Genomic DNA, 22,510 nt, shown 5'->3' on the forward strand with positions numbered 1-22,510 from the left:
CTAATCCAGCGCCTCGCGCGTGGCCGGTGATGCCGGAGTGTCGGGCCTGATGCGATTCCAAGCGGCATAAAGTGCCGGCAGGAACAGGATCGTGAGACCCGTGGCGGCAATCAGCCCGCCCATGATGGCCACTGCCATCGGGCCGTAGAAGACGCTGCGCGAGAGCGGAATCATCGCCAGCACCGCTGCCAGCGCGGTCAGCACGATGGGGCGGAAACGGCGAACGGTTGCGTCAATGACCGCGTCGTAAGGCTTGGCGCCGAGCCCAAGATCGTGCTCGATCTGGTCGACGAGGATGATCGAGTTGCGCATGATCATGCCGCTCAGCGCGATGGTGCCCAGCATGGCCACGAAGCCGAACGGCACCTGCAGCACCAGCAGGAACAGCGCCACGCCGATGATGCCCAGCGGCGCGGTCAACACCACCATCATCACCAGCGAAAAGCGCTTGAGCTGAAAGATCAGCAAGGTGAGCACCACCACCACGAACGCCGGCATGCCCTTGTTGACCGAGCTTTGTCCCTTGCCGGCTTCTTCCACCGAGCCGCCCGCCTCGATGAAGATCCCCGGCGGCAGCGCCTCGCGGATTGGTTGTAGTTGCCGGGACAACTGTGCGGTGATGACCGGTGCCTGCACATTGGTGTAGACGTCGCCGCGCGCGGTGATGGTGGGAATGCGGTCACGGCGCCAGGTGATGCCCGGCTCAAACCCGTACTCAAACGTCGCCACCTGATTGAGCGGAATGCTGCCGCCATCGGCCGTGGGCACGCTGGTCGATTCGAGCAGACTAAGGCGCGCGCGCTCGTCCTTCGGCCCTCTAAACAACACATCAATCAGCTTGTTGTCTTCGCGAAACTGGGTCACGCGCGCGCCGAGCAGCGAGTTGCCAAGAAACTGCGAGACCGACTCGACACTGACACCCAGCGCCTGTGCGCGGTCGGGGTCGACTTTGATGCGGACCACCTTTGATGGCTCGTCCCAATCAAGATTCACATTGGCCAGGTCGGGATGCGCACGCATCAGGCTGGCGACCTGATCGGCGATCTCACGGATTGCCTCGGTATCGCGACCGCTGACACGAAACTGGACCGGATAACCGACCGGCGGACCCTGTTCCAGCCGCAGCACGCGCCACCGGGCTTCGGGAATGGCATCGGGGATGGTTTCGATCAGGCGCTTGAGAGTCGCTTCACGCGCTTCAATGTTGCGGGTATTCAGAACATATTGCGTGAAGCTGGGCTGCGGCAACTGCAAGTCCAGCGGCAGGTAGAAGCGCGGCGCGCCAGTGCCCACATAGCCGACGTAATGCTCGACGCCGTCCTGCACGACCGCGTCGGTTTGCAGCAGGTGTTCAAGCTTGCGCGCGGCCTCCTGCGTTGCCGTGAGGCTGGCCGACTCCGGCAGCTTCAGGTCGACCAGCAGTTCCAGCCGGGTGGACGAGGGGAAGAACTGTTGCGGCACCTTGGTGAACAGGACCAGGCTGCCAACGAACATCACCACGGTGCCGCCGATGACCACGTACCGGTGATCGACGCACCAGGCAATGATTTGCCGCAGCCGCCGGTAAAAGCGCGTCTGGTAAGGGTCGTGGGCCTCGACATCTTTGCGCTCGGGCAACAACTTGTAGCCCAGATAGGGCACGAAGATCACCGCCGCAAACCACGAGATCAACAACGCCAGGGTGACCACCTGGAAGATTGCGCGGGTGTATTCGCCGATGCCGCTTTGCGCCAGCGCGATGGGCAAAAAGCCGGCCGCCGTCACCAAGGTACCCGACAACATCGGAAATGCGGTGGTCGTGTACATGAACGCTGCGGCACGACCCCGCTCCCAGCCCTGCTCCATTTTCACCGCCATCATCTCGACGGCGATGATGGCGTCATCGACCAGCAGACCCAGCGCCAGCACCAGAGCGCCGAGGCTGATTTTGTGCAGGTCGATGGCCAGCAGCTTCATCGCCAGAAACGTCATCGCCAGTACCAACGGAATTGACAGGGCCACCACCAGTCCGGTGCGCAGCCCCAGCGAGAAAAAGCTGACCACCAGAACGATGGCAACGGCCTCGGCCAGCACGGTGACAAACTCGTTGACGCTGGCACGCACCGCGCGCGGCTGATCGGCGACGCGGGACAGCGTCAGCCCCAGCGGCAAGTCCGCCTCGATGCGGGCAAACGCCGCGTCGAGGGCACGACCCAGCCCGACGATGTCACCGCCTTTTTCCATCGACACGCCGAAACCCAACGCCGGCTCGCCATTGAAGCGCACCTGCGGGTCCTGGGGTTCGGCGTAGCCGCGGCGGATGGTGGCGATGTCGCCCAGGCGGAAGCTACGGCCATCAAAGCTGATCACCGTATCGGCCAGCCTGTCGACGCTGTCGATGCGATCGTTCAGCCGCAGGTAGATGCGGTCGTCGCCCAACTCGAAATAACCGGCCTGACTGACCGCGTTGGCAGCGCGCACCGCCTCGATGATCCGCTCGGCCGGCACGCCCAACTGGCTGCGCCGCGTGTTGGCGAGCTGAATTTCGATGGTTTCGCTGGGATTGCCAAAGAACTCGACCTTGGCCACGTCCGGGACGCGCAGCAGCTCGTCACGAATCCGGTCACCGTAAAACTTGAGCTCGGCTGCTGAATAGTCGGCGCCGGTCAGCGAGTAGATGTTACCGAACGTGTCGCCGAACTCGTCGTTGAAAAATGGTCCGACGGCGCCCTGCGGCATGAGGTGGGCGATGTCGCCGACCTTCTTGCGCATTTCATAAAACGCGTCCTCGGTGCGGTTCGGGTCGATGTCTTCGCGCATGACGACGAACACCTGGCTCTCGCCGGGCCGCGAGTAAGAACGCAAAAAATCAACATAGGCGCTCTCTTGCAGCTTCTCCTCAACCCGGTCGGTAACCTGCCGCTCGACCTCTTCGGCCGTGGCACCGGGCCACAGCGTGGTGATGACCATCACGCGAAAGGTGAACGGCGGGTCCTCGCTCTGCCCCAACGTCAGGTAGCTGTAACTGCCGAGCAGCGCGAAGATCACCATCAGGTAGACCACGATGCCGCGATGGCGCAGCGCCCAGTCCGACAGGTTGAGACTCATGGCGTGACCCGGGCCTCGATCCTCGCGTCGACCTTGGCCTCGTCGCGCTCGGCATAGGGCCGCTCACTGACCGTCACCGCCTGCCCCGGCATCAGCCGGTGCACACCGGCAGAAACCACCGATTCACCCACTTGCAAAGGGCCACGCAACACGGCGCCGGCTTCCTGGTAGCGCACCACCTCGACGGCCTGCGGCTCGACCACATCGTCGACCACGCGCCACACGGCGGGTTTGCCATCGTGCTCACCGACAGCCGAGTGGCGCACCAGGAACAAGGTCTCGGTGCTGGCGCGGTCCACCAGCACGTTGGCGGTCATGCCCAGTTGCACCTGATCGTCGGCATCAACAAATTGCAGCCGCACACGATGGGTTCGGGTCGCCGGATCAGCCTGCGGGGTGACTTCACGCACGGAGGCGCGATAGCGCCGGTCAGGATGGGCCCAAAGCCCAACGCTGGCCTCGGTGCCCACGTCAAACTGGCCCAAGCGGCCTTCTGGCACCTGAATCTCGACTTCGCGACCGTCGTCGGGAACAAAGCGCAGCACCGGCTGCCCGGCACTGACCACCTCGCCCGACTCAACCGACGTGGAGGTCACCAAGCCCTGCTGAGGCGCCACCAGCCGGGTGTAGCGCGACAGGTTGCGGTTGACGGCCGCTTCGGCCTTGGCCTGGTCAACCCGGGCCTTGGCGAGCGCGTACTGATTCTCGCGCAGCTCGAAACCGGAAGCACTGATGAAGCCACGATCAAGCAGGTCGCGGTAGCGGCGCATCTCGGCTTCGGCCAATCGCGCATCGGCCTCGGCGGCGGTCACGGCAGCTTCCGAGGCACGCAAGGTCAGGCGCGCATCCTGTGGGTCCAGTTCGGCAAGCAGGTCACCGGCCTCGACCCGATCACCGGCGTCCACCGGCAGCTTTGTCACTTCGCCGGACACCCGAAAACTCAACACGCTGTCATCGCGCGCGGTCACCGTGCCGGGATACAGCTTGACGCCCACCTGATCCACCGCAACCACCGGCTCGACCACGATCGGACGCCGCGACGTGTCAGGCGCTGCCGGCGCGTCACACCCCAGCAAACCCAATGCCAACAACACGCTTGCCCCGGTGACCAAAAGAGCCCTGTGACTGCGCCTGACCTGCGGTGCCTGAGGCATTCTTGAATCCTGTGTGGAGCGCTCGCCCCTGACTATCGACTTAATAAACTGTACGGTATGGTATATCTTTATCCGACGTCAACGAAAGGCGTAAACCTTGCCCAAAGACGTACCCCATCCCACCACCGCCCCCGTCGGCAAACCGGCCAAACCTGCTGCGGCACCGATCCGCCGTGGACGCCCCAAAGACCCCGAAAAGCGCGTTGCTATCCTCAAGGCTGCCAAGACCCTGTTCTCGCAAAGAGGCTTTGGCGACACCAGCATGGACGCGCTGGCCCGCGCTGCGGGCGTCTCCAAACTCACGCTGTATTCGCACTTTGCCGACAAGGACGCCTTGTTTGTGGCGGCGGTGATTGCAACGAGCGAGGCCCACGCACCGCCGGCCTTTTTTGACCCCAGTCGCCCACAACCACTGCGTGCCCGTCTGACACAGATCGGCCTGGGCTTTGTCGATCTGGTGATGGACGACGAGGTGGTCAGCTTCTACCGGATGATGGCGGCGCAAGCTCGCACCGACGACCGCATGGGGAAGCTCTTTTACGCCGCCGGCCCGGCACCGACGCTGCGCCAGTTCGCGCAATTGCTGCGCAGCGCCAACGAAAGCGGCGAGCTCAGGGTCGATAATCCCCAATCTGCCGCCGAACATTTTTTTTGCCTGCTGAAGGGCGTGCACCACCTGCAGGTGCTCATGGCCTGTCGCGGGCCGTTGACGACTGCCGAACGCAAGCAACATGTCAACGATGTGGTCGAGATGTTTCTGCGCGCCTATCAGTCGCCGTCGGTCGGCAGGGTCAAGGCATCACACAGCCAATCAACCAGTGGCGCCAAGGGACGATAGCGGTCCACCAGCCACTGCGGCAGATCAGCGCGCATCAGCGCTTCGTCGGCGACATCGGTCGAGGCGATGAAGTCTTTACGCTTCAGATCGTTGATCAGCGGGTGCTGCGGATCAAAGCCTTTCGGCGGTCGCACCAGCGCATCGCCGCCGAGGGCGTAGCGCTGCGTGAAGTCCGCACCTTGGGTGACCGAACGCCAGCTCGCCGGGTTGTCAACCAGATACTCGCGAATCTGCCGCAAGGCCGGTGCCTGTGGATGCCAGATGCCACCGCCCATGAAGCTCGCGCCCGGCGCAATGTGCAGGTAGAACACCGGGGCATCAAGGCGGCCGCGCGCCGCGTTGCCGGTATCGGCGGTGCGTGCCGTCGCACGCGTTGCTGCGTGAAAAAAGGTGATGCCGATGTGGGTCTTGTACGGTGTCTTGTCGCCGCTGAAACGGGTGTCGCGGTGAATGCGGAACAATGAACCGCCGACCTTCTTCGGGCTGGCCATGAACGCGGGATGGACCTCGCGGATCAACGTCTCCATCGCCGTGATCAGGCGCAGCGCCGGCGTTCGCACGTCACGCTCATAGGCCGCCCGATGCGCCTCAAACCAGTCGCGACGATTGTTGGCGGCCAAATCGGCCAGAAAACGCAGCGTCTTGGGGGTGAAGTAGGTCATCGCGGGCGCCGTAGCGTGGTCAATACAACCAACACTGCCAGATGTAGCGGCAGCCAAAACAGCAGCCAGTGCAGGTGCTGCTGGGCGGCGGGCAGTAGCTGGCCGAGCAGCGCCACCAGCGTTGTAGCCACCGGCAAGACCAGCAGCCCGACACCCAGCGTCCTCAGCGGGGCCCGGCGACAGGCACAGACGATCAGCATCGGCACCAGCAACAGCGAGGCCGGCGAAAACGCCATCAGGCTGAGGTTGCCGTGCATCACCTCGTGATCAGTCAGCGTCCAGCCCAGTAGCAGCACCCAGCCGACCAGTCCACTGACCAGCACGGCAAGAAACGCGAAAGTCCAGGCCAAGCGGGCGGCGGCCGTCGCCCCGCCCCGCCCCGTTTGTGCGCCCCAGCCGGCAAGCAGCAACAAGGCGCCCGCGCCGGTCAGACCACTCACGGCAAACGGCATCACCAGCTTCGGTGCCGAATCAACACCGCCCGACGTATCGCCGGGCACCCGCATTTGCTCGCTGCGCACCAGCGGGCGGCCATCGGCAAGGCGCACCTGGCGCACGCCGTCCATCAAGACCTCAGGCAGAAAGCTGCGTTGCCAAAGCGTGATCGGTCGGTCGGTCGACGGCCCCAGCAGCACGTCGGTCAGCCACATCATGGGGGGCAGCGGCGCCATCATCCGCGCGGCATCGCTGCGGTAGGTGGCAGGCGTCATCACCGGGGTCAGCGCAGATTCGAGCGCGCCATCACTGCCGAGGTTGATCACGTCACGAACCTGGGTGCTGCAATTGGCGGTGAAGTAGTCGTAGCGGTACTCGGCATTTTCCGGCAGGGCGTTGTGCGCCAGAAACCGTGCCACCCGGCGTGCCTGTTCGGGCGAGAAATCGAGCACCTGCTCGTTCACCCAGCGGCCCTGCTCGGCGTACACCGCCAGGGTGTAATCAAAAGGTTCGGTGGCCAGCCGGTATTGCATGCGGCCGCGCGCAAAGTTGAGCGCAAAGTTCTTCTGGCCAAAGTCGAAGATGCCGTAGTTGTAGACCGCCTCACCGCGCGCCTCGACCACGCGCAGCGCGTTGTGACCGTAACGCTGCCAATACACCTCGCCGGGTTGAAACGTCAGCAGGCTGATTTGCGGTGCTGCGGGCGGCGACGACTGGGCGCCGGCGACACCGTTCAGTGCCAGCAGCAGGAGCAACCACGGCGCCCGCCGCCACATCAGCTTGCCGACCGCATCACTTGCAGCAGGTGTAGGCGCCGCGAATCGGCACGCTGCACGTTGAAATTGAAGCCGCCGAGTTGCAGCGTCTCACCGCGTCGCGGCATGTGCCCAAAGTGATGCACCACCAGCCCACCGATGGTGTCGAACTCGTCGTCAGGCAGTTCGCACTCGAAGTACTCGTTGAAGTCTTCGATCGGCGTCAAAGCATTGACCTGAAAGCGCCGCTCGTCCTGACGCAGGATGGTGGCGCCCTCGGCTTCGTCGTGTTCGTCGTCGATCTCACCGACGATCTGCTCCAACACGTCCTCGATGGTGACCAGCCCGGCGACGCCGCCGTACTCGTCGGCGACGATGGCCATGTGGTTGCGACCGCGCTTGAAGTCCTTGAGCAGCACATTGACGCGCTTCGACTCGGGCACAAACACTGCGGGCCGCAGGATGTCGCGCAGTGCCAGTTCGCCCGGTCCCAGGTCAGGAATGATGGCCGCGTACTGCAGCAGGTCCTTGGCCAGTAGCACGCCGATCACTTCATCGCGGGAGTCGCCGATCACCGGATAGCGCGAGTGGCCCGACTCCACCACCAACCGCAGCAGTTGTTCCATGGGCAGGTCGGCCTCGATCACCACCATCTGCGAGCGCGGCACCATGATGTCGCTGACTTGCGTGTCGGCGGTTTCAAGCACGCCCTGAAACATGGTCAGGGCGTCGGCGTCCATCAGCTCGGCGTCGCGGGCTTCGATGAGCACCGCCATCAGCTCTTCACGGGTCTCGGGCGCGTGCGCAAACGACTGCGTCACGCGGCGCCACCAGCGGCCTATCGGGGTATCGTCTGAAGCGGGTGTACTGGGAGGTTCGTCGTCGTTCATTCTCAATAGGGGTTGCGAAACCCCAAAGCAGCCAGGATGGCTGTTTCCGTCGCTTCCATGTGGGCCGCTTCCGGCTCACATTCGTGATCAAAGCCCTGCAAATGCAAGCAGCCGTGAACCACCATGTGCGCCCAGTGAGCGCGAGGCATTTTGCCCTGCTCGGCGGCTTCCTGCGCCACCACGTCAGCGCAAATCAGCAGGTCGCCGAGCATGTCCGGCACATCGTAGCCAAACGACAGCACATTGGTCGGTTTGTCCTTGCCGCGATAACTGCGATTCAGCTCGCGCGATTCAAGGGGGTCGGCAATACGAATCGTCAATTCACCGCTTGCACCGGGCTGCAAGGCGGCGCGGGCAAATCCGCGCAGGCTGTCGGCACTGGGGATGCCGCGCGCCGGAACCGTCCGTTGCACGGTGATCTTGACGCTCGGGACATTAGGGATGCGCGCCATCCGGGTTCTGCTCTTCAAACTGTTCGTAGGCCTCGACGATGGCCTGTACCAGGGGGTGGCGCACCACGTCTTCTTTCTTGAAGTGGGTGACGCTGACACCGGGAATGTTGGCGACAATGTTCAGTGCGTGCTTGAGGCCCGACTTCTCATGACGTGGCAGGTCGATTTGCGTCACGTCGCCGGTCACCACCGCGACGCTGCCGAAACCCAGGCGCGTCAGGAACATCTTCATCTGCTCCAGGGTGGTGTTCTGCGCTTCGTCGAGAATCACGTAACTCTCGTTGAGCGTGCGGCCGCGCATGAAGGCCAACGGCGCCACCTCGATCACGTTCTTCTCGGTCAGCCGCGCGACCTTTTCGAAGCCCATCATCTCGTAAAGGGCGTCATAGAGCGGCCGCAGGTAGGGGTTGATTTTGTCGGCCATGTCGCCGGGCAAAAACCCGAGTTTTTCGCCGGCCTCTACGGCTGGGCGCACCAGCACGATGCGCCGCACGCGGTCGCGCTCGAGCGCGTTCACCGCACTGGCCACGGCCAGGTAGGTCTTGCCGGTGCCGGCCGGCCCGACACCAAAATTCAGGTCGTGCCGGTTAATGGCACTGAGATACGCCTTCTGCTGGACACTGCGGCCGCGCACCACGCCGCGCTTGGTGCGAATGATGACCTCCCCCTCGACCGTTTCTTCCTGCGAGGCCAGCGGCGCTTCGGCCGGTTCGGTGTGCTCGGCCAGCGCCAGGTGCACCTGTTCGGTGCCGATGGGCTGCTCTAAGGTCAGATTGAACAGGCTATTGAGCACCGCTTCGCCACGCTGCGCATCGGCACGGGTCCCCACCAACTGGAACAGGTTGCCGCGATTGCGGATCTCGATGCCCAGCCGCAGCTCGATCTGCCGAAGGTGAGCGTCGAACGGCCCGGCGAGGTTGGCCAGCCGACCGGCGTCATCCGGCGCCAGCACCACATCAATCCGGGCCTGGGCAGGCCGTGTGGGAGACGTCATGGGGTCGGGGCAACCCAGCGGCCGCGCAGCGAGTTGGGCTGAGACTCGGTTACCACCACGTCGGTGAACTGACCAATCAGCGATTCCGGCGCCTCGAAATTGATCCAGCGATTGGTGCTGGTCCGGCCGGCGATCTGCCCGCCCCCCTTCTTGGCAATTTTTTCGACCAGCACCGTCTGTCGACTGCCGACCAGGGCTTCCTTGAACTCGGTGTCGAGCCCGCGAATACGATTCTGCAGCAGGCTCAAGCGCTGCTTCTTGACCTCGGGCGGCACGTTGTCGCGAAGATTCGATGCCGGGGTGCCGGGACGCGGGCTGTAAACGAAGCTGAAGGCGCCGTCGAAACCGGCCTCGGCGATCAAGTCCATGGTTTCAACGAAATCGAGGTCCGACTCAGACGGAAACCCGACAATGAAATCCGATGACAGCGAGATGTCGGGCCGCGCGGCACGAATACGTTTGATCTTGGCGAGATAGTCGGCGCGCGTGTAACCGCGCTTCATCATCCCGAGAATGCGGTCGGCGCCGCTTTGCACCGGCAAATGCAAATAGCTGGCGAGCTTGGGCTCATCGGCGAACGAGTCAATCAGCGCGTCGGTGAATTCCGCCGGATGGCTGGTGGTGTAGCGGATGCGCTTGAGGCCGTCGAAGCGCGCCAGATAGGTGATCAGCAGCGCCAAGTCACAAAGCTCACCGCTCTTGCCCATGGGGCCGCGGTAAGCGTTGACGTTTTGACCGAGCAGGTTGATTTCCTTCACGCCCTGATCGACCAACTGCGCGCACTCGGTGAGCACGTCGTCCAGCGGACGACTGACTTCGGTGCCACGGGTATAGGGCACCACGCAGAAGGTGCAGTACTTCGAGCAGCCTTCCATGATGCTGACGAACGCGGTCACGCCCTCGGCACGCGGCTCCGGCAGACGATCGAACTTCTCGATCTCGGGAAAGCTGATGTCCACGGCAGGCTTGTGGGTGCGCCGCGTGGTGTCGAGCAGTTCGGGCAGGCGATGGAGGGTCTGTGGCCCGAACACCAGGTCGACCATTGGGGCGCGCTTGGCGATGGCCTCACCTTCCTGACTGGCGACACAGCCCCCGACGCCAATGACGCGGTCCGGTTTGGCGGCTTTCCAGTCCTTCCAGCGGCCGAGCTCGGAGAACACTTTCTCCTGGGCCTTTTCACGGACCGAGCAGGTGTTGAGCAGCAGCAGATCGGCCTCGTCCGCATCCTGCGTGCGGGTGTAGCCGTGCGAGGCATCGAGCACGCTCGCCATCTTGGCCGAGTCGTAATCGTTCATCTGACACCCGTAGGTGATGAGGTAAAGCTTTTTGGACATGCTGGGGACTATGACGCAACGGCGCGCAGTATAACGGGCGCCCGGCTGCGGCCGGTGACGCCGCGCTCAGAGCCGCTTGACCCAGTCTGACGTCCCGCTCTCGATCTCGGCGTAAATGCGCTCGAATTCGCGGCGTGGCATGCCGTAGGGGTCGTCGACATCGACGTTGCCCTGCCAGCGCAGCCACTTTTGCACTTTGCCGCGATGCTGCGGGTAGCGCCGCGTGAGTTCATCGACGTGACCTTGATCCATGACCAGCACCAGATCGGCGGCCTGCATCATCTCGCCGGTGAGCTGCCGCGCACGATGCGCGTCGAGGGTGACGCCGGCGTCGGTGCAGACCGACACCGAGTGTGGATCGGCCGGCCAGCCAACCATCGCGCCGATACCGGCCGAATGCACCTGCCGCGCCGGCAGCGCCGCCTTGAGCAGCGCCTCGGCAATCGGACTGCGACATATGTTGCCGGTGCACAGCACCAGGATATTGTTGAACATCGTGAAGACCAATCCTTAAATACAAGCCTGAGCTGCGGTGGGGCACTTCCAACAGGCATCCGGCGCGGGCGCCGAACACACGGATGAAAACCGGCAGCGGCAGGATTTTATGTTTTTGACTGTTCCTTCGCGCCTTTTTTGTCGGCCGCTGTCGTGCCCCCCACCGCAACGCCGGTGGCAGCATGCGTGTCTTCAGGGCACCAAGACGACTTTGCCGGTCACCTTGCGGTCGAGCAGGTCCTGCAGCGCCTGCGGCGCCTGGTCGAGCGCGTAGGTCTGCGAAATCACCGGCTTGAAACGGCCGGCGTCGTACCAAGCGGCCAATTGCGCAAAGTTGGCGGCGTTGGTCGCCGGTTCGCGCGCCGTGAACGCACCCCAAAACACGCCTTTGGCAGCCATTTCCTTGAGCAGCAGACGGTTGGCCGGCAACTCGGGAATATTGCCCTCGGCAAAACCGACGATGAGGTAGCGGCAGCCCCAGCCGGCCGCCGACAGGCAGTCGCGTGCAAGCGGGCCTCCGACGGGGTCGAAGATCACGTCGACACCCTGCCCGCGCGTCAACGCCTTGACCGAATCCTTGAGCGAGGTGTCACGATAATTGATGCCGTCGTCGGCGCCCTGCTCTCGGGCCAGTGCCAGCTTGGCGTCGCTGGACGCCGCCGCGATCACGCGGGCGCCCATCAATTTGCCGAGTTGCACCGCCGCCAGCCCGACACCGCCGGCAGCGCCGAGCACCAGTAGCGTTTCACCCGCCTTGAGTGCCGCGCACTGAATCAGTGCATGGCTGACGGTGCCGTACACCAAACCGTAACCGCCGCCCTCGGTCAGCGACATGCCGGCCGGCAGCGGCACGCAGGCCGCTTCGGGCGCGACCGCCTGACTGGCGTAGCCGCCGACCGGAGTAAAGGCCGCCACGCGGTCGCCTACCTTGAGGCGGCTGACCTGGTCCCCGACCTCGACCACCTCGCCCGCCACTTCGGCGCCGGGGACGAACGGCGGCTCGGCGCGATATTGATACTTGCCTTGAATGATCAGCGTGTCGGGAAAATTCACCCCTGCGGCCGCCACGGCAATGCGCACCTCGCGCGGACCCGGCTTGGGGTCGGACAGTGACTGCAAGTCGAGCAGCGCAGGACCACCGAACTGCGTACAAACGATGGCTTTCAAAGGGCAACTCCAGACCGGGGGGAGCGCTACCATAACCCGGTCGGCCAACCACTGAGGGGCCGTGCAAGCACCGTTTGGCGGCCTTGACAATCAACTTACTTGCAATATTCATGCCGGTTCTGGCTATGATGCGGACATGGTCCCGATCAACGCTGAACCCTGGTCATGAAAGCCGCGCTAAGCCTACGAATGGGCCAATCGCTGTCGATGACGCCTGCCCTGCAACAGGCCATCCGGCTGCTGCAATTGTCCAGTCTCGACCTTGAACTGGAGATTCAACAGGCTCTGGACGGCAACGTGATGCTGGAGCGCGACGAGGCTGAAGGCACGGACGACAGCGCGCCCGCCGAAATCGACGAAGCCGCTGACGACACCGGCGTGACGGTTCGCGAGGGCCCCGAGGCGGAGGTCTTTGGCGATGCCGAGGTGTTGGGCGAAAGCCTGCCGGTCGATGCCGACTGGAGCGACTGCTGCGACCTCGACCCCAGCCCCAGCAGCGGCACGCCCAACGACGAGTTGCAGCAATTCCTCGATGCCAATCGCTCGGCCGCGCGCACCCTTTACGACCACCTGCTTGAGCAATTGCAACTCTGCGAACTGCGCGGCGTGATGGCCGACATCGGTCTTCATCTGATCGACTCGGTGGATGCCGAAGGCTACCTGCGCGAATTCGAGTCGGTGGCCGACGACCTGCGCAAGCGCTACGGCGTCAGCGACGCGCAAATCGACGAGGCGCTTGAAACCGTGCAGGGCTTTGATCCTTCGGGCGTTGCCGCACGCGATCTGCGCGAATGCCTGCAACTGCAACTCTGGAACCTGTCGTCACGCACGCCAGGCGCGACCACCGCACTGCGGCTGGTTGAAGGCCATCTGGCGCGGCTGCCGCAGACGCCCGACGCGACCTTGGCCAATCAACTCAAGGTCAGCGTCAGCGAAATCGACCATGCCCGCACGCTGATCCGCAGCCTGCAGCCGCACCCCGGCAGGCCGTTCATGGACCATGAGTCCAACTACGTCGCGCCCGACGTGTTCGTCCGCCGCGACAAGGACCGCTGGCAGGTCAGCCTCAACCCGGCGCACCGGCCCAAGGTGCGCATCAATTCGGTGTATCCGCAGCTGATCAAGCGCGCCGACGCTAGCCCCGACCAGAAGCTGATGAAGGGTCATCTGCAGGAAGCCCGGCAATTCATCCATGCGCTTGAGGCGCGGAACGAAACGCTGTTGCGCGTTGCCCAAGCCATAGTTGAAAGCCAACGTGCTTTTCTGGAATATGGACCGGAGGCCATGCGGCCGATGGTGTTACGCGACATATCAGCGCAATTGGGGATACACGAATCCACCGTGTCGAGAGCCACCGCGAACAAGTACATGGCGACACCGCGCGGGCTCTTCGAGCTGAAGTTCTTTTTTTCCAGCCATGTCTCGACCACCGAAGGCGGCACCGCGTCAGCGACCGCCATCCAAGCCATCATCAAGCGGTTGGTGGCGGCCGAGCCCGCAGACCAACCCTTGTCCGATTCCGCCCTCTCAGACCAGATTCTGGCCGAGGGCATCAAGGTCGCTCGTCGCACGGTCGCCAAGTACCGCGAAGGTCTTGGCATTGCACCGTCGCACGAACGCAGGAGCGTGTTTTCGTGAGGGCTCGCCAACCCCCCACGAAGTGACACGCGTTCAACCCGCCGGGCTTCCCCCGGCATTCAAGGCAGGAGCGTCTAGATGAACCTTAATCTGTCAGGCCACCATGTCGACTTAACCCCCGCGCTGCGCGAATACGTGCACGAAAAACTCAAGCGGGTGGAGCGCCACTTCGATCACCTCATCAGCGCGGAAATCGTGCTCACGGTCGAAAAAGACCGCCAAAAAGCCGAAGCCACCGTGCACGCCTCGGGTGCCGACCTGCACGCTGAAGCCACCGAAACCGACATGTATGCGGCCATTGACCGTCTCATGGACAAGCTCGACCGCCAGACTCGCCGCCACAAGGACAAGGTGCGCGATCATCATCAGGAAGAAGCGCATAAGCGCATGACCATCCAGTAAGCTTTACCGCCCGGGCGCCGCTGATCGGCGACGCCCGGGCCCTTTACCGAGAACAACGGCGGACTGCATGACCATCAGCGACATTCTGGGAGCGGATCGCGTCGTATCCGGTGTCACGTTCACAAGCAAGAAGAAGGCGCTTGAAGAACTCTCCAATCTGCTGACCCTGGGCCAACCCTCACTGTCGGCCAGCGATGTCCTCGGCAGCCTCACCGCCCGCGAGAAACTCGGCAGCACCGGTCTCGGACGCGGCGTCGCCATTCCCCACGGCAGACTGGCCGGCGTCAACAAGGCCATCGGTGCCTTCATGCGCCTCAAGCACCCGCTGGACTACGATGCCCACGACGCCACCCGTGTCGACCTGATGTTTGGCCTGCTTGTGCCGCAAACCGCCACCGAAGCACACCTCAAACACCTCGCCGCCATCGCCGAAATGTTTTCCGACGAGGCGTTCTGCGCCCGCCTGCGCAGCACCGAAGACAGTGCACCGCTGCACGGGCTGGTGACGCAATACCAGCCGCCGCAGTAGCGCCGCCCGTGGCCACATCCGCTGCGCCGGTCACCCGCCACGGCGTGTTCATGCGGGTTTGGGGTCTTGGTGTGCTGCTGATGGGTGATTCCGGTGTCGGCAAGTCCGAGTTGGCGCTCGAACTGCTCGCCCGCGGCCATCCGCTGGTGGCTGACGATGCCACCGAGTTCATCCGCCAGGGACCTCATGTGATCGGCCACTGCCCGGCAGTGATCTCCGGTTTTCTGGAAGCCCGCAGTCTCGGCATTCTCAACATCCGCAAGATTTTCGGTCCACGCGCGGTCATTGCGTCCGCAGCGCTGGGGCTGCTGATTTCGCTGGACCCGCCACCGGATCCCGAGCGTCCATGGTGGAGTGACGGCATGGAACGCATCATGGGCCGCCGCGAAACAGTAAGCCTGTGCGGCGTCGAGCTGCCGCAGCTCTCGATTCCCATCCGCGTTGGGCATAATCTGGCGGTGTTGGTTGAGACGGCCTGCCGCGACCAACAGATTCGCAACGGCGGCTATCGCGCCGACCGCGACTTCGCCGCCCGCCAGTTGCGCGCCATCCGCCAAACCCAGGCCGACACGCCACCCGACCCCGTGCCATGAACCGCGCCCTTTCGATTCACCGACTTACCCGGTTGCGCCGATGAAGCTGGTGATCGTCAGCGGGCTTTCGGGTGCCGGCAAGACCGTCGCGCTCAAACAGTACGAAGACCTCGGCTATACCTGCATCGACAACCTGCCGCTGAACCTGCTGGAGTCGCTGGTCATCGACGCGCTGGCACGCCCCAGCCCGCGCTATGAAGAGCTGGCACTGGGCATCGATGCGCGCGAGAGCCCCGAGCTAATCGCCGCGTTCAGCCATTATCTCGAGCAGATCCAGGCGCGCGGCGTCACCACCCGGGTGGTGTTTCTCACCGCCAACGAAGACACCCTGCTGTCGCGCTACAGCGAAACCCGTCGCCGCCACCCGCTGAGTGACCACCAGCGGCCGTTGATCGAGGCCATCCGCCTCGAACAACAATTGCTCGCGCCAATTGCCAACGCCGCCGACACCGTCCTCGACACCAGCCCGCTCAACCTGCACGAATTGCGCGAACGCATTCATGGCGAAATTCCCGGCGGCGGCCGCGACACGCTGGCCCTCACGCTGATGTCGTTCGGCTTCAAGCATGGCGCACCGAACAATGCCGACTTTGTATTTGACGTGCGCTGTCTGCCCAACCCGCACTGGAACCGCTCCTTGCGCAGCCAGACCGGCCGTGACGCTACCGTACGCAACTGGCTCGAAGAGCAGCCGGCAGTGCTCGAAATGCGCAGCGACCTGCTCACGCTGCTCGAACGTTGGCTGCCCGCCTTTCGCGCCCAGGACCGGGCTTATCTGACGGTTGCCATCGGCTGTACTGGCGGTCAGCACCGCAGCGTTTACCTGGTCGAGTCGCTGGCCGACGCACTGCGCCCCATGTTCGACAAGCTCGTCGTCCGCCACCGCGAGCTGCGGGGTTCGGCGTGACAGCCGCAGGCGGCGTCGGCGTCCTGCTGGTGACCCACGGCAAGGTCGGTCACGTGTTGCTTGAAACGCTGCGTGAAATGATGCCGTTGCCGTTGCCGCTACCGACCGACGTGCTCGAAGTGCGCCGCGTGCAGTCCCACGACATTCTGCTGATGCAGGGCGGCAAGATGATCGAGCGACTGAACCGTGGCGCCGGCGTGCTGGTGCTCACCGACGTTTTCGGCGCCACCCCAAGCAACATCGCCAACAAGCTGGGCGAGCTGCATGGCCTGCCCGTGGTGGCCGGCCTCAACCTGCCGATGCTGATGCGTATCTTCAACTACCCCGACCAATCCCTGACCGAACTTGCCCGCACGGCGGTTGACGGGGGTCGACGCGGGGTTTTTCATTGCGCCGACGTCGTTTGCTGACGCCCTACCCGGAACCCCACCCGCACATGGAACGTACTGTCGAAATCGTCAACCGCCTCGGGTTACACGCCCGCGCGGCCGCCAAGCTGGTCACCATGGCCAGCCTGTTTCGCGCCGATATTCGGGTGCGCAAAGGCAACCGAGAGGTCAGCGGCAAATCCATCATGGGCGTGATGATGCTGGCGGCGGCCAAGGGCAGCGAAATCACGCTGATTGCCGTTGGCGACGATGCCGACATCGCACTCGAGCGCATGGCCGAGCTGGTCGCCAACCGTTTCGGCGAAGACTCGTGAAGGCTCCGCGCGCATGAGTCTCTGGCTGTCGGGCATCGGCGTCTCGCGCGGCATCGCCATCGCCCGGGTGCAGAAACTGCACGGCACCGATCTTGACGCGCCGGAGTACAGCCTTGCACCCGACGAGGTTGAAGCCGAGGTCGCGCGCTTCGCGCTGGCGATCCAGCGTGCGCGAACCCAGCTGCAGGCGGTCAAGGCGCAGATTCCCGGCGGCACGCCCGGCGACATCACGGCTTTCATTGACACACATTTGCTGATGGTCGAAGACCGCTCGATCAGCGAAGCGACGATGCAGACCATTCGCGAGCAGCGAATCAACGCCGAGGCCGCGCTGCGCCGCGCCCGCGACGCGCTGATGGCGGTGTTCGAGCAGATGGATGATCCGTACCTGCGCACCCGCCGCGATGACGTGCAGCACGTCTGCGGTCGCGTGCTGGGCATCCTGCTGAAAAGCGAGCGGCAACTGCCCGAGCGCAATGAGCTCGCCGACCCGCTGGTGGTGATTGCCGACGACATCACCCCCGCCGACATCATCCTATTGGCCCAGCAACAGGTCGCAGCCCTGGTCACCGAGTTCGGTGGGCCGCTGTCTCACACGGCAATTCTGGCGCGCTCGCTGGGCATTCCGGCGATCGTCGGGCTGCGCGACGCGCGCCGCCTGCTGACCGACGGTGAGTGGGTGATCGTCGACGGCGAAGCCGGTCACGTGCTGGCCGCGCCGGAAGAATCCGCCAAAGCCTTCTACCGCGACAAGCAGGCGCAGCAGGCGGCGTATCGCACCGAGTTGATCAAGCTCAAGAACGAGCCGGCCCTGTCGCGGGATGGCGTGGCCTGCCGCCTGCTCGCCAACATCGAAATGGCCGGCGACGCCGCCATGGCCGCCGAGTACGGCGCTGAGGGCGTGGGTCTCTACCGCACCGAATTCTTGTTCATGAACCGCGCGGGCCTGCCGACCGAGGACGAACAGTACGAAGCCTACTCGGCCATTGTCTCGGCGGTGCAGGGCCCCATCACCATCCGCACGCTCGATCTTGGGGCCGACAAACAGGTCGACTCCGGCCGCAGCCAGGGCCCGACGCCGAACAATCCGGCGCTGGGTCTGCGCGCGATCCGCCTGTGCCTCAAAGAGCCGGAACTGTTCCGCACCCAGGTACGCGCCCTGCTGCGCGCTGCGCGTCACGGGCAGGTCAAGATCATGCTGCCGATGATTTCCAGCCTGCACGAGTATCGACAAGCCACTGCGTTGATCGACGCAGCGCGCGAGGAGCTGCTCACCGAAGGCGCCGCCCTGGGCGAGGCGGTGGAGATTGGCGCGATGATCGAAGTGCCCGCCGCGGCCATCGCCGCACCGATGCTGGCCCGTTCGGCGCAGTTTTTCTCGATCGGTACCAACGACCTGATTCAGTACACGCTGGCCATTGATCGTGTCGATGACGAGGTCAATTATCTTTACGACCCGCTGCACCCGGCGGTGTTGCGGCTGATCGCGATGACCATCGAGGCGGGCGCCAAGGCCGGCATTCCCGTGGCCATGTGCGGCGAGATGGCGGGTGATCCGCGCTTCACCCGCCTGCTGCTGGGGCTGGGGCTGACCGAGTTCTCGATGCACCCGTCGAGCGTGCTGGAGGTGAAGCGCATCATTCGCGAATCACGCGTCCAGGACCTGCGCCGCCGTGCCAAACGGCTACTGGCGTGTACCGACCCGGTCGAGATGCAAACGCTGATCGACGGACTTTAGGCTCCACGACATCAGTGGTGTGCGGCGTCACCCGAGGTCGGCGCCCCGGTTCGCACCGGCGCCTGCACCTCGATGGCATCGGCGCCTTCAAAAACCAACCGCAGGGTCACCTCATCGCCCGCCGCCAGCGCCGTCGGCGGCGCCATCAGCATCAGGTGGATGCCGCCCGGCGCCAAGGTCACCGGTTGGCCCGGATCGAGCACCACGCCCTCATTGAGTTCGCGCATTTGCATCACGCCGTCGACCGAGCGCATTTCGTGGATCTCGACACCCGGCGCGGCCGGTGTTTCGACGGCCACCAACCGCAGCGGCTGCGTCGAGTTGTTGGTCAGGGTGAAATAGCCCCCCGCCACTGCTGCACCGGGCGGCGTTGCACGCACCCAGGCATCACTGACGGTGACGACCGCCGCGGACGGGTCCGCGGTCTCACCCGCATCGGCGACCATGGCGTCGGCCACGGGTGTGTCGCGCTGGCAAGCCGCGAGGCCCAAGACAAACAGCAGTGAAAGTGCAGCGGCGCGAAGGCAGGCAAACATTGAAGTCTCTCGGCAACCGGGGCCTCTATGCTCGCCGAAAGCGACGCGACGCGCAGGCCGCTGGACACCAACGCTGCCGCCGGGCGATAACACCGCATGCTCGCCACCATTGAACGCTTGGGTAATCGACTGCCCGATCCCGCCATCCTGTTTGTCTGGTTACTGATGATCGTCTGGGTCGCTTCGTGGGCGCTGGCCGGTGTCGACTGGCAGCTCACCGATCCACGCAGCGGCGACGCGTTGACCGTCAACAATCAACTCACCGGGGAGGCACTGACCTCCTTTGCCGCCAACGTCGTGCCGGTGTTCGCCCACTTTCATCCGGTGGGTGTGGTCCTGGTGGCCATGCTCGGCATCGGCGTCGCCGAGCGCACCGGCTTCATTCATGCCGGCTTGCGTGGCCTCCTGGCGGTGACGTCGCCGCGTCTGCTGACACCGATGCTGATCCTCGCGGCCATCGCCAGCCACAGCGCCGCGGATGCCGGCTACGTGCTGGTGATTCCCCTCGGCGGCGTGCTGTTTTATGCCGCCGGGCGACACCCGCTGGCGGGCATTGGTGCGGCGTTTGCCGGGGTGTCGGGCGGCTATTCGGCCAACTTTCTGCCGTCGTCACTCGACCCCCTGCTCGCCGGCCTGACCCAAGCCGCCGGGCAGTTGATCGACCCTGAGCTGAGCATCAACCCGCTAAACAATTATTTTTTCACCACCGCCTCTTGCCTGCTGATTGTCGGACTTGGCTGGTGGATCACCGACCGTGTCGTTGAGCCCCGGCTTCGTGGCACGGCGGTCGATGGCGACACCGCCGACCTGCCGCAGCTCAGCCCCCTGACAGACGCCGAGCGGCGCGCGCTGCGCACCGCCGGACTGGTGATGCTCGGCGGCGTCATCACGCTGGTGCTGACCACACTGCCCGGCGGCTCGCCGTGGCGCGGACCCGACGGCGGCCTCACCGAAGCACGCGCTCCGCTGATGACCTCGCTGGTGGCACTGATCTTCATCCTGTTCCTGCTGCCCGGCGTGATCTACGGCATCGTCGCCGGCACCGTGACGACCCACCGTGACGTGATAGCCGGCATGACATGGGCGATGCAAAGCATGGGTTACTACCTGGTCATCATGTTTTTCATCGCCCAGTTCGTCGCCGCGTTCGGCAGTTCGAACCTCGGCGTGCTGCTGGCGCTCAAAGGCGCGCAGGCGCTGCAAGCGCTCGCCCTGCCCGCAGCGGTTACAGTAGTGGGGATGGTGTTGCTCACCGGGTTGCTGAATCTCTTTGTCGGTTCGGCCTCGGCGAAATGGGCGCTGATGGGCCCGGTGCTGGTGCCGATGCTGATGCAATTGGGCATTTCGCCGGATCTGACCCAGGCGGCCTATCGCATCGGTGATTCGTCGACCAACATCATCACACCGCTGATGCCGTATTTTCCGCTGATTGTCGTGTTCTGCCAGCGCTATGTGCGCGGCACCGGTATCGGCACGTTGACCGCGCTGATGCTGCCCTACGCGGCAACATTTATGACGGTCTGGACCGTGTTTTTGCTGCTTTACTGGAGTGCGGGTTTGCCGCTGGGATTTTGAGTCTCGTCGCACCAAAGAAGACGCCGCCTTATGCGCACCCGGCCCGTCCTGACCGACGGGCAACCCTGTGGGCGTTGGCGCTGCACCTGAGCCCGTTTCTCATCACGCTGCTGGTGCCGGATCTGCTGTGGGGCACACGCGACCCGGGCCCGCCATCGGTGATGGAGGTGGTGATGCTCACCGAAGAGGTGCAGGCGCCCGAGCCCGAACCCGAGACGCCAGAATCAGAGCCCACACCGCCGCCTACACCGCCGCCGCCAGAGGAAGACGTGATTGGCCTTGAGCCCTCACCGACCCCGACCGTGACCCCCACGCCGACACCGACCCCGCCGGCGACACCACAACCCACCCAGCGCCCCACCGCGACGCCACGGCCCAAACCGGCTGCGCCCGCCGCTGAAGACGGCGAGACCGACGCCGAGCGTTTCGCAAGTTCACGAGAAAAGGGCATTTTCGACCGGGTGCAAGGCCGCTGGCTGTTACCGCCGGGCATCAGCTCGAGCCTGAGCTGCGACGTGCGCATCACCCTGAATGCGCGCGGCGAAGTCACCGACACCGAAATCACCCGAAAATCAGGGAACGACACCTTTGACGACTCGGTGATTCGCGCGATCTACAAGTCCAGCCCGTTCCCCGTTGACCCTGAAGCCCGCGGCGACACCCAGACCATGATGATGACCTGGGACGCGAGCGAACTGCTGTAGTCGACCGGGAAGGTGCGGGCGGGTGTCGCGTCGTCAGGCCGGGCCACCGGTCAGCGCGAGAGCTCCCGCACCACACGAAAGCCGAGTCCGTCGCTGCGGTCCCCGACGTTGTCGGCATCGCGCGTCGCCGAGCGCATGGTGCGTGGGTGATTGCCCCAGCCACCACCGCGGTTGACGCGCTTGCCGCACTGACCACCGTCAATCCAAGCGCTGCCATCGGTGGGTGCACCGGTGTAGTCCGGGTGCCAGCAGTCCTCAGTCCATTCCCAGACATTGCCCAGCATGTCGTGCAGGCCCCAGGGGTTGGGTTTGTACTGCCCCACGCGCGCGGTGAACGGCTCGCCGTCCTTGCACTGCACGTGCCAGTTCCAGTCAGGGTTTTTGGCCAGACCATCGCGGTCGAAGACATTGGCCTTGTCGCACATCCACTCCGAGCTGTCGCCCCAGCTGTAGCGCGTTTCAGTGCCGGCGCGCGCGGCGTATTCCCACTCCGCCTCGGAGGGTAGCCGGTAGGTGTCACCGGTTTCCTTGCTCAACCAGCGCACATAGGCCTTGGCGTCATTCCAGCTGACATTGATCACCGGGCGGCCGTCGGCCCCCCAGCCTTCGTGAGAGGGTCGATGCTCACAATCACCGGCAGCCATGCACGGCGCCCATTCGTTGAAGGTCACCTCGTACTTGCCGATGGCGAACGGCGCGATCTGTACCGTGCGCACCGGGCGCTCGTAAGCGGTGCCCAAGCCATCGAGGTCGCCCATCTGAAAGCTGCCGCCCGGTAGCTCGACCATTTCCGGCAAGCGCAATGGCCGGTCTACATCCTGCGCAAACGCTACAGGCATGACGCTCAGGGCAAGCGCCCCACCCAGAACTGCGGTGTACATCGTTTGCATTTTCATGTGTTGATTACACCACTCCGAACCTG

The 22,510-nt window shown here is 64.3% G+C and carries 23 protein-coding genes; 11 read left to right on the top strand and 12 right to left on the bottom strand.

Annotation, left to right across the window (positions count from 1 at the left end; translation table 11 throughout):
- Both U741_RS0115420 and U741_RS0115425 read right to left on the bottom strand, forming a co-directional pair.
- Nucleotides 1-3,087 carry an efflux RND transporter permease subunit gene (locus U741_RS0115420; protein ID WP_029891341.1) on the bottom strand — a complete coding sequence of 1,029 codons (3,087 nt, stop codon included), beginning with the start codon at nucleotides 3,085-3,087 and terminating at the stop codon, nucleotides 1-3.
- Nucleotides 3,084-4,181 (bottom strand): efflux RND transporter periplasmic adaptor subunit, encoded by a 1,098-nt coding sequence (locus U741_RS0115425; RefSeq protein ID WP_052378893.1) that lies wholly within the window; start codon nucleotides 4,179-4,181, stop codon nucleotides 3,084-3,086. The genes U741_RS0115420 and U741_RS0115425 overlap by 4 nt, the downstream gene beginning before the upstream one ends.
- A gap of 157 nt (nucleotides 4,182-4,338) precedes the next feature.
- Between U741_RS0115425 and U741_RS0115430 the strand changes: the two genes are divergently transcribed.
- The gene (locus tag U741_RS0115430; protein ID WP_084154929.1) at nucleotides 4,339-5,079 is read left to right on the top strand and encodes a TetR/AcrR family transcriptional regulator; all 741 of its coding nucleotides are present in this window, start codon (nucleotides 4,339-4,341) and stop codon (nucleotides 5,077-5,079) included.
- On the opposite strand, the gene U741_RS0115435 is transcribed toward U741_RS0115430, so the two are convergent.
- The 8 genes from U741_RS0115435 to U741_RS0115470 form a co-directional block, all read right to left on the bottom strand.
- Nucleotides 5,010-5,741 (bottom strand): DUF2461 domain-containing protein, encoded by a 732-nt coding sequence (locus U741_RS0115435; protein WP_029891344.1) that lies wholly within the window; start codon nucleotides 5,739-5,741, stop codon nucleotides 5,010-5,012. The genes U741_RS0115430 and U741_RS0115435 overlap by 70 nt on opposite strands.
- The gene (locus U741_RS0115440) at nucleotides 5,738-6,931 is read right to left on the bottom strand and encodes an Lnb N-terminal periplasmic domain-containing protein (RefSeq protein ID WP_161776255.1); all 1,194 of its coding nucleotides are present in this window, start codon (nucleotides 6,929-6,931) and stop codon (nucleotides 5,738-5,740) included. Before U741_RS0115440 ends, U741_RS0115435 begins: the two co-directional genes overlap by 4 nt.
- A gap of 20 nt (nucleotides 6,932-6,951) precedes the next feature.
- Nucleotides 6,952-7,821: a CorC family transporter gene (locus tag U741_RS0115445; protein WP_029891346.1), complete on the bottom strand. Its 870-nt coding sequence runs from the start codon at nucleotides 7,819-7,821 to the stop codon at nucleotides 6,952-6,954.
- Nucleotides 7,822-7,823: 2 nt separating this feature from the next.
- Entirely contained in the window at nucleotides 7,824-8,273 is a 450-nt protein-coding gene (gene ybeY / locus U741_RS0115450; RefSeq protein ID WP_029891347.1) for an rRNA maturation RNase YbeY, read from the bottom strand.
- Nucleotides 8,257-9,267: a PhoH family protein gene (locus U741_RS0115455; protein ID WP_029891348.1), complete on the bottom strand. Its 1,011-nt coding sequence runs from the start codon at nucleotides 9,265-9,267 to the stop codon at nucleotides 8,257-8,259. The genes ybeY and U741_RS0115455 overlap by 17 nt, the downstream gene beginning before the upstream one ends.
- The gene (miaB, locus tag U741_RS0115460) at nucleotides 9,264-10,601 is read right to left on the bottom strand and encodes a tRNA (N6-isopentenyl adenosine(37)-C2)-methylthiotransferase MiaB (protein ID WP_029891349.1); all 1,338 of its coding nucleotides are present in this window, start codon (nucleotides 10,599-10,601) and stop codon (nucleotides 9,264-9,266) included. Before miaB ends, U741_RS0115455 begins: the two co-directional genes overlap by 4 nt.
- Nucleotides 10,602-10,667: 66 nt before the next feature.
- On the bottom strand, nucleotides 10,668-11,096 hold the full coding sequence (locus U741_RS0115465; protein ID WP_029891350.1) for a low molecular weight protein-tyrosine-phosphatase: 429 nt from the start codon (nucleotides 11,094-11,096) through the stop codon (nucleotides 10,668-10,670).
- Nucleotides 11,097-11,288: 192 nt separating this feature from the next.
- A complete protein-coding gene (locus tag U741_RS0115470) occupies nucleotides 11,289-12,263 on the bottom strand; it encodes an NADPH:quinone oxidoreductase family protein (RefSeq protein WP_029891351.1) in 975 nt (324 codons plus the stop codon).
- Between the two features lie 165 nt (nucleotides 12,264-12,428).
- Here U741_RS0115470 and U741_RS0115475 point away from each other — a divergent pair, with 165 nt between their 5' ends.
- The 8 genes from U741_RS0115475 (at nucleotide 12,429) to ptsP (ending at nucleotide 18,773) form a co-directional block, all read left to right on the top strand.
- Nucleotides 12,429-13,901: an RNA polymerase factor sigma-54 gene (locus tag U741_RS0115475; RefSeq protein WP_029891352.1), complete on the top strand. Its 1,473-nt coding sequence runs from the start codon at nucleotides 12,429-12,431 to the stop codon at nucleotides 13,899-13,901.
- 78 nt (nucleotides 13,902-13,979) lie between these two features.
- Entirely contained in the window at nucleotides 13,980-14,303 is a 324-nt protein-coding gene (gene hpf, locus U741_RS0115480; RefSeq protein WP_029891353.1) for a ribosome hibernation-promoting factor, HPF/YfiA family, read from the top strand.
- A gap of 67 nt (nucleotides 14,304-14,370) precedes the next feature.
- Entirely contained in the window at nucleotides 14,371-14,832 is a 462-nt protein-coding gene (locus U741_RS0115485; protein ID WP_029891354.1) for a PTS sugar transporter subunit IIA, read from the top strand.
- A gap of 8 nt (nucleotides 14,833-14,840) precedes the next feature.
- Complete coding sequence (locus U741_RS0115490; RefSeq protein ID WP_029891355.1) at nucleotides 14,841-15,425, top strand: hypothetical protein; 585 nt, start codon at nucleotides 14,841-14,843, stop codon at nucleotides 15,423-15,425.
- 40 nt (nucleotides 15,426-15,465) lie between these two features.
- On the top strand, nucleotides 15,466-16,332 hold the full coding sequence (gene rapZ / locus U741_RS0115495; RefSeq protein WP_029891356.1) for an RNase adapter RapZ: 867 nt from the start codon (nucleotides 15,466-15,468) through the stop codon (nucleotides 16,330-16,332).
- Complete coding sequence (locus tag U741_RS0115500; RefSeq protein WP_029891357.1) at nucleotides 16,329-16,742, top strand: PTS sugar transporter subunit IIA; 414 nt, start codon at nucleotides 16,329-16,331, stop codon at nucleotides 16,740-16,742. The genes rapZ and U741_RS0115500 overlap by 4 nt, the downstream gene beginning before the upstream one ends.
- Before the next feature lie 26 nt (nucleotides 16,743-16,768).
- Entirely contained in the window at nucleotides 16,769-17,035 is a 267-nt protein-coding gene (locus U741_RS0115505; RefSeq protein WP_029891358.1) for an HPr family phosphocarrier protein, read from the top strand.
- A 13-nt stretch (nucleotides 17,036-17,048) separates the two neighbouring features.
- Nucleotides 17,049-18,773 carry a phosphoenolpyruvate--protein phosphotransferase gene (gene ptsP / locus U741_RS0115510; protein WP_029891359.1) on the top strand — a complete coding sequence of 575 codons (1,725 nt, stop codon included), beginning with the start codon at nucleotides 17,049-17,051 and terminating at the stop codon, nucleotides 18,771-18,773.
- Between the two features lie 11 nt (nucleotides 18,774-18,784).
- On the opposite strand, the gene U741_RS18030 is transcribed toward ptsP, so the two are convergent.
- On the bottom strand, nucleotides 18,785-19,309 hold the full coding sequence (locus tag U741_RS18030; protein WP_043110309.1) for a copper chaperone PCu(A)C: 525 nt from the start codon (nucleotides 19,307-19,309) through the stop codon (nucleotides 18,785-18,787).
- A gap of 96 nt (nucleotides 19,310-19,405) precedes the next feature.
- On the opposite strand from U741_RS18030, the gene U741_RS0115520 reads away from it, so the two are divergent.
- Nucleotides 19,406-20,884 (top strand): AbgT family transporter, encoded by a 1,479-nt coding sequence (locus U741_RS0115520; protein WP_029891361.1) that lies wholly within the window; start codon nucleotides 19,406-19,408, stop codon nucleotides 20,882-20,884.
- Nucleotides 20,881-21,588, top strand: coding sequence for a cell envelope integrity protein TolA (gene tolA, locus U741_RS18715; RefSeq protein WP_152551639.1), 708 nt, complete (start codon nucleotides 20,881-20,883; stop codon nucleotides 21,586-21,588). The genes U741_RS0115520 and tolA overlap by 4 nt, the downstream gene beginning before the upstream one ends.
- A 50-nt stretch (nucleotides 21,589-21,638) precedes the next feature.
- On the opposite strand, the gene U741_RS0115530 is transcribed toward tolA, so the two are convergent.
- Nucleotides 21,639-22,484, bottom strand: coding sequence for a formylglycine-generating enzyme family protein (locus U741_RS0115530; RefSeq protein ID WP_052378894.1), 846 nt, complete (start codon nucleotides 22,482-22,484; stop codon nucleotides 21,639-21,641).
- Between the last annotated feature and the right edge of the window lie 26 nt (nucleotides 22,485-22,510).

Source organism: Polycyclovorans algicola TG408 (assembly GCF_000711245.1).
Taxonomy (GTDB): Bacteria; Pseudomonadota; Gammaproteobacteria; order Nevskiales; family Nevskiaceae; genus Polycyclovorans; species Polycyclovorans algicola.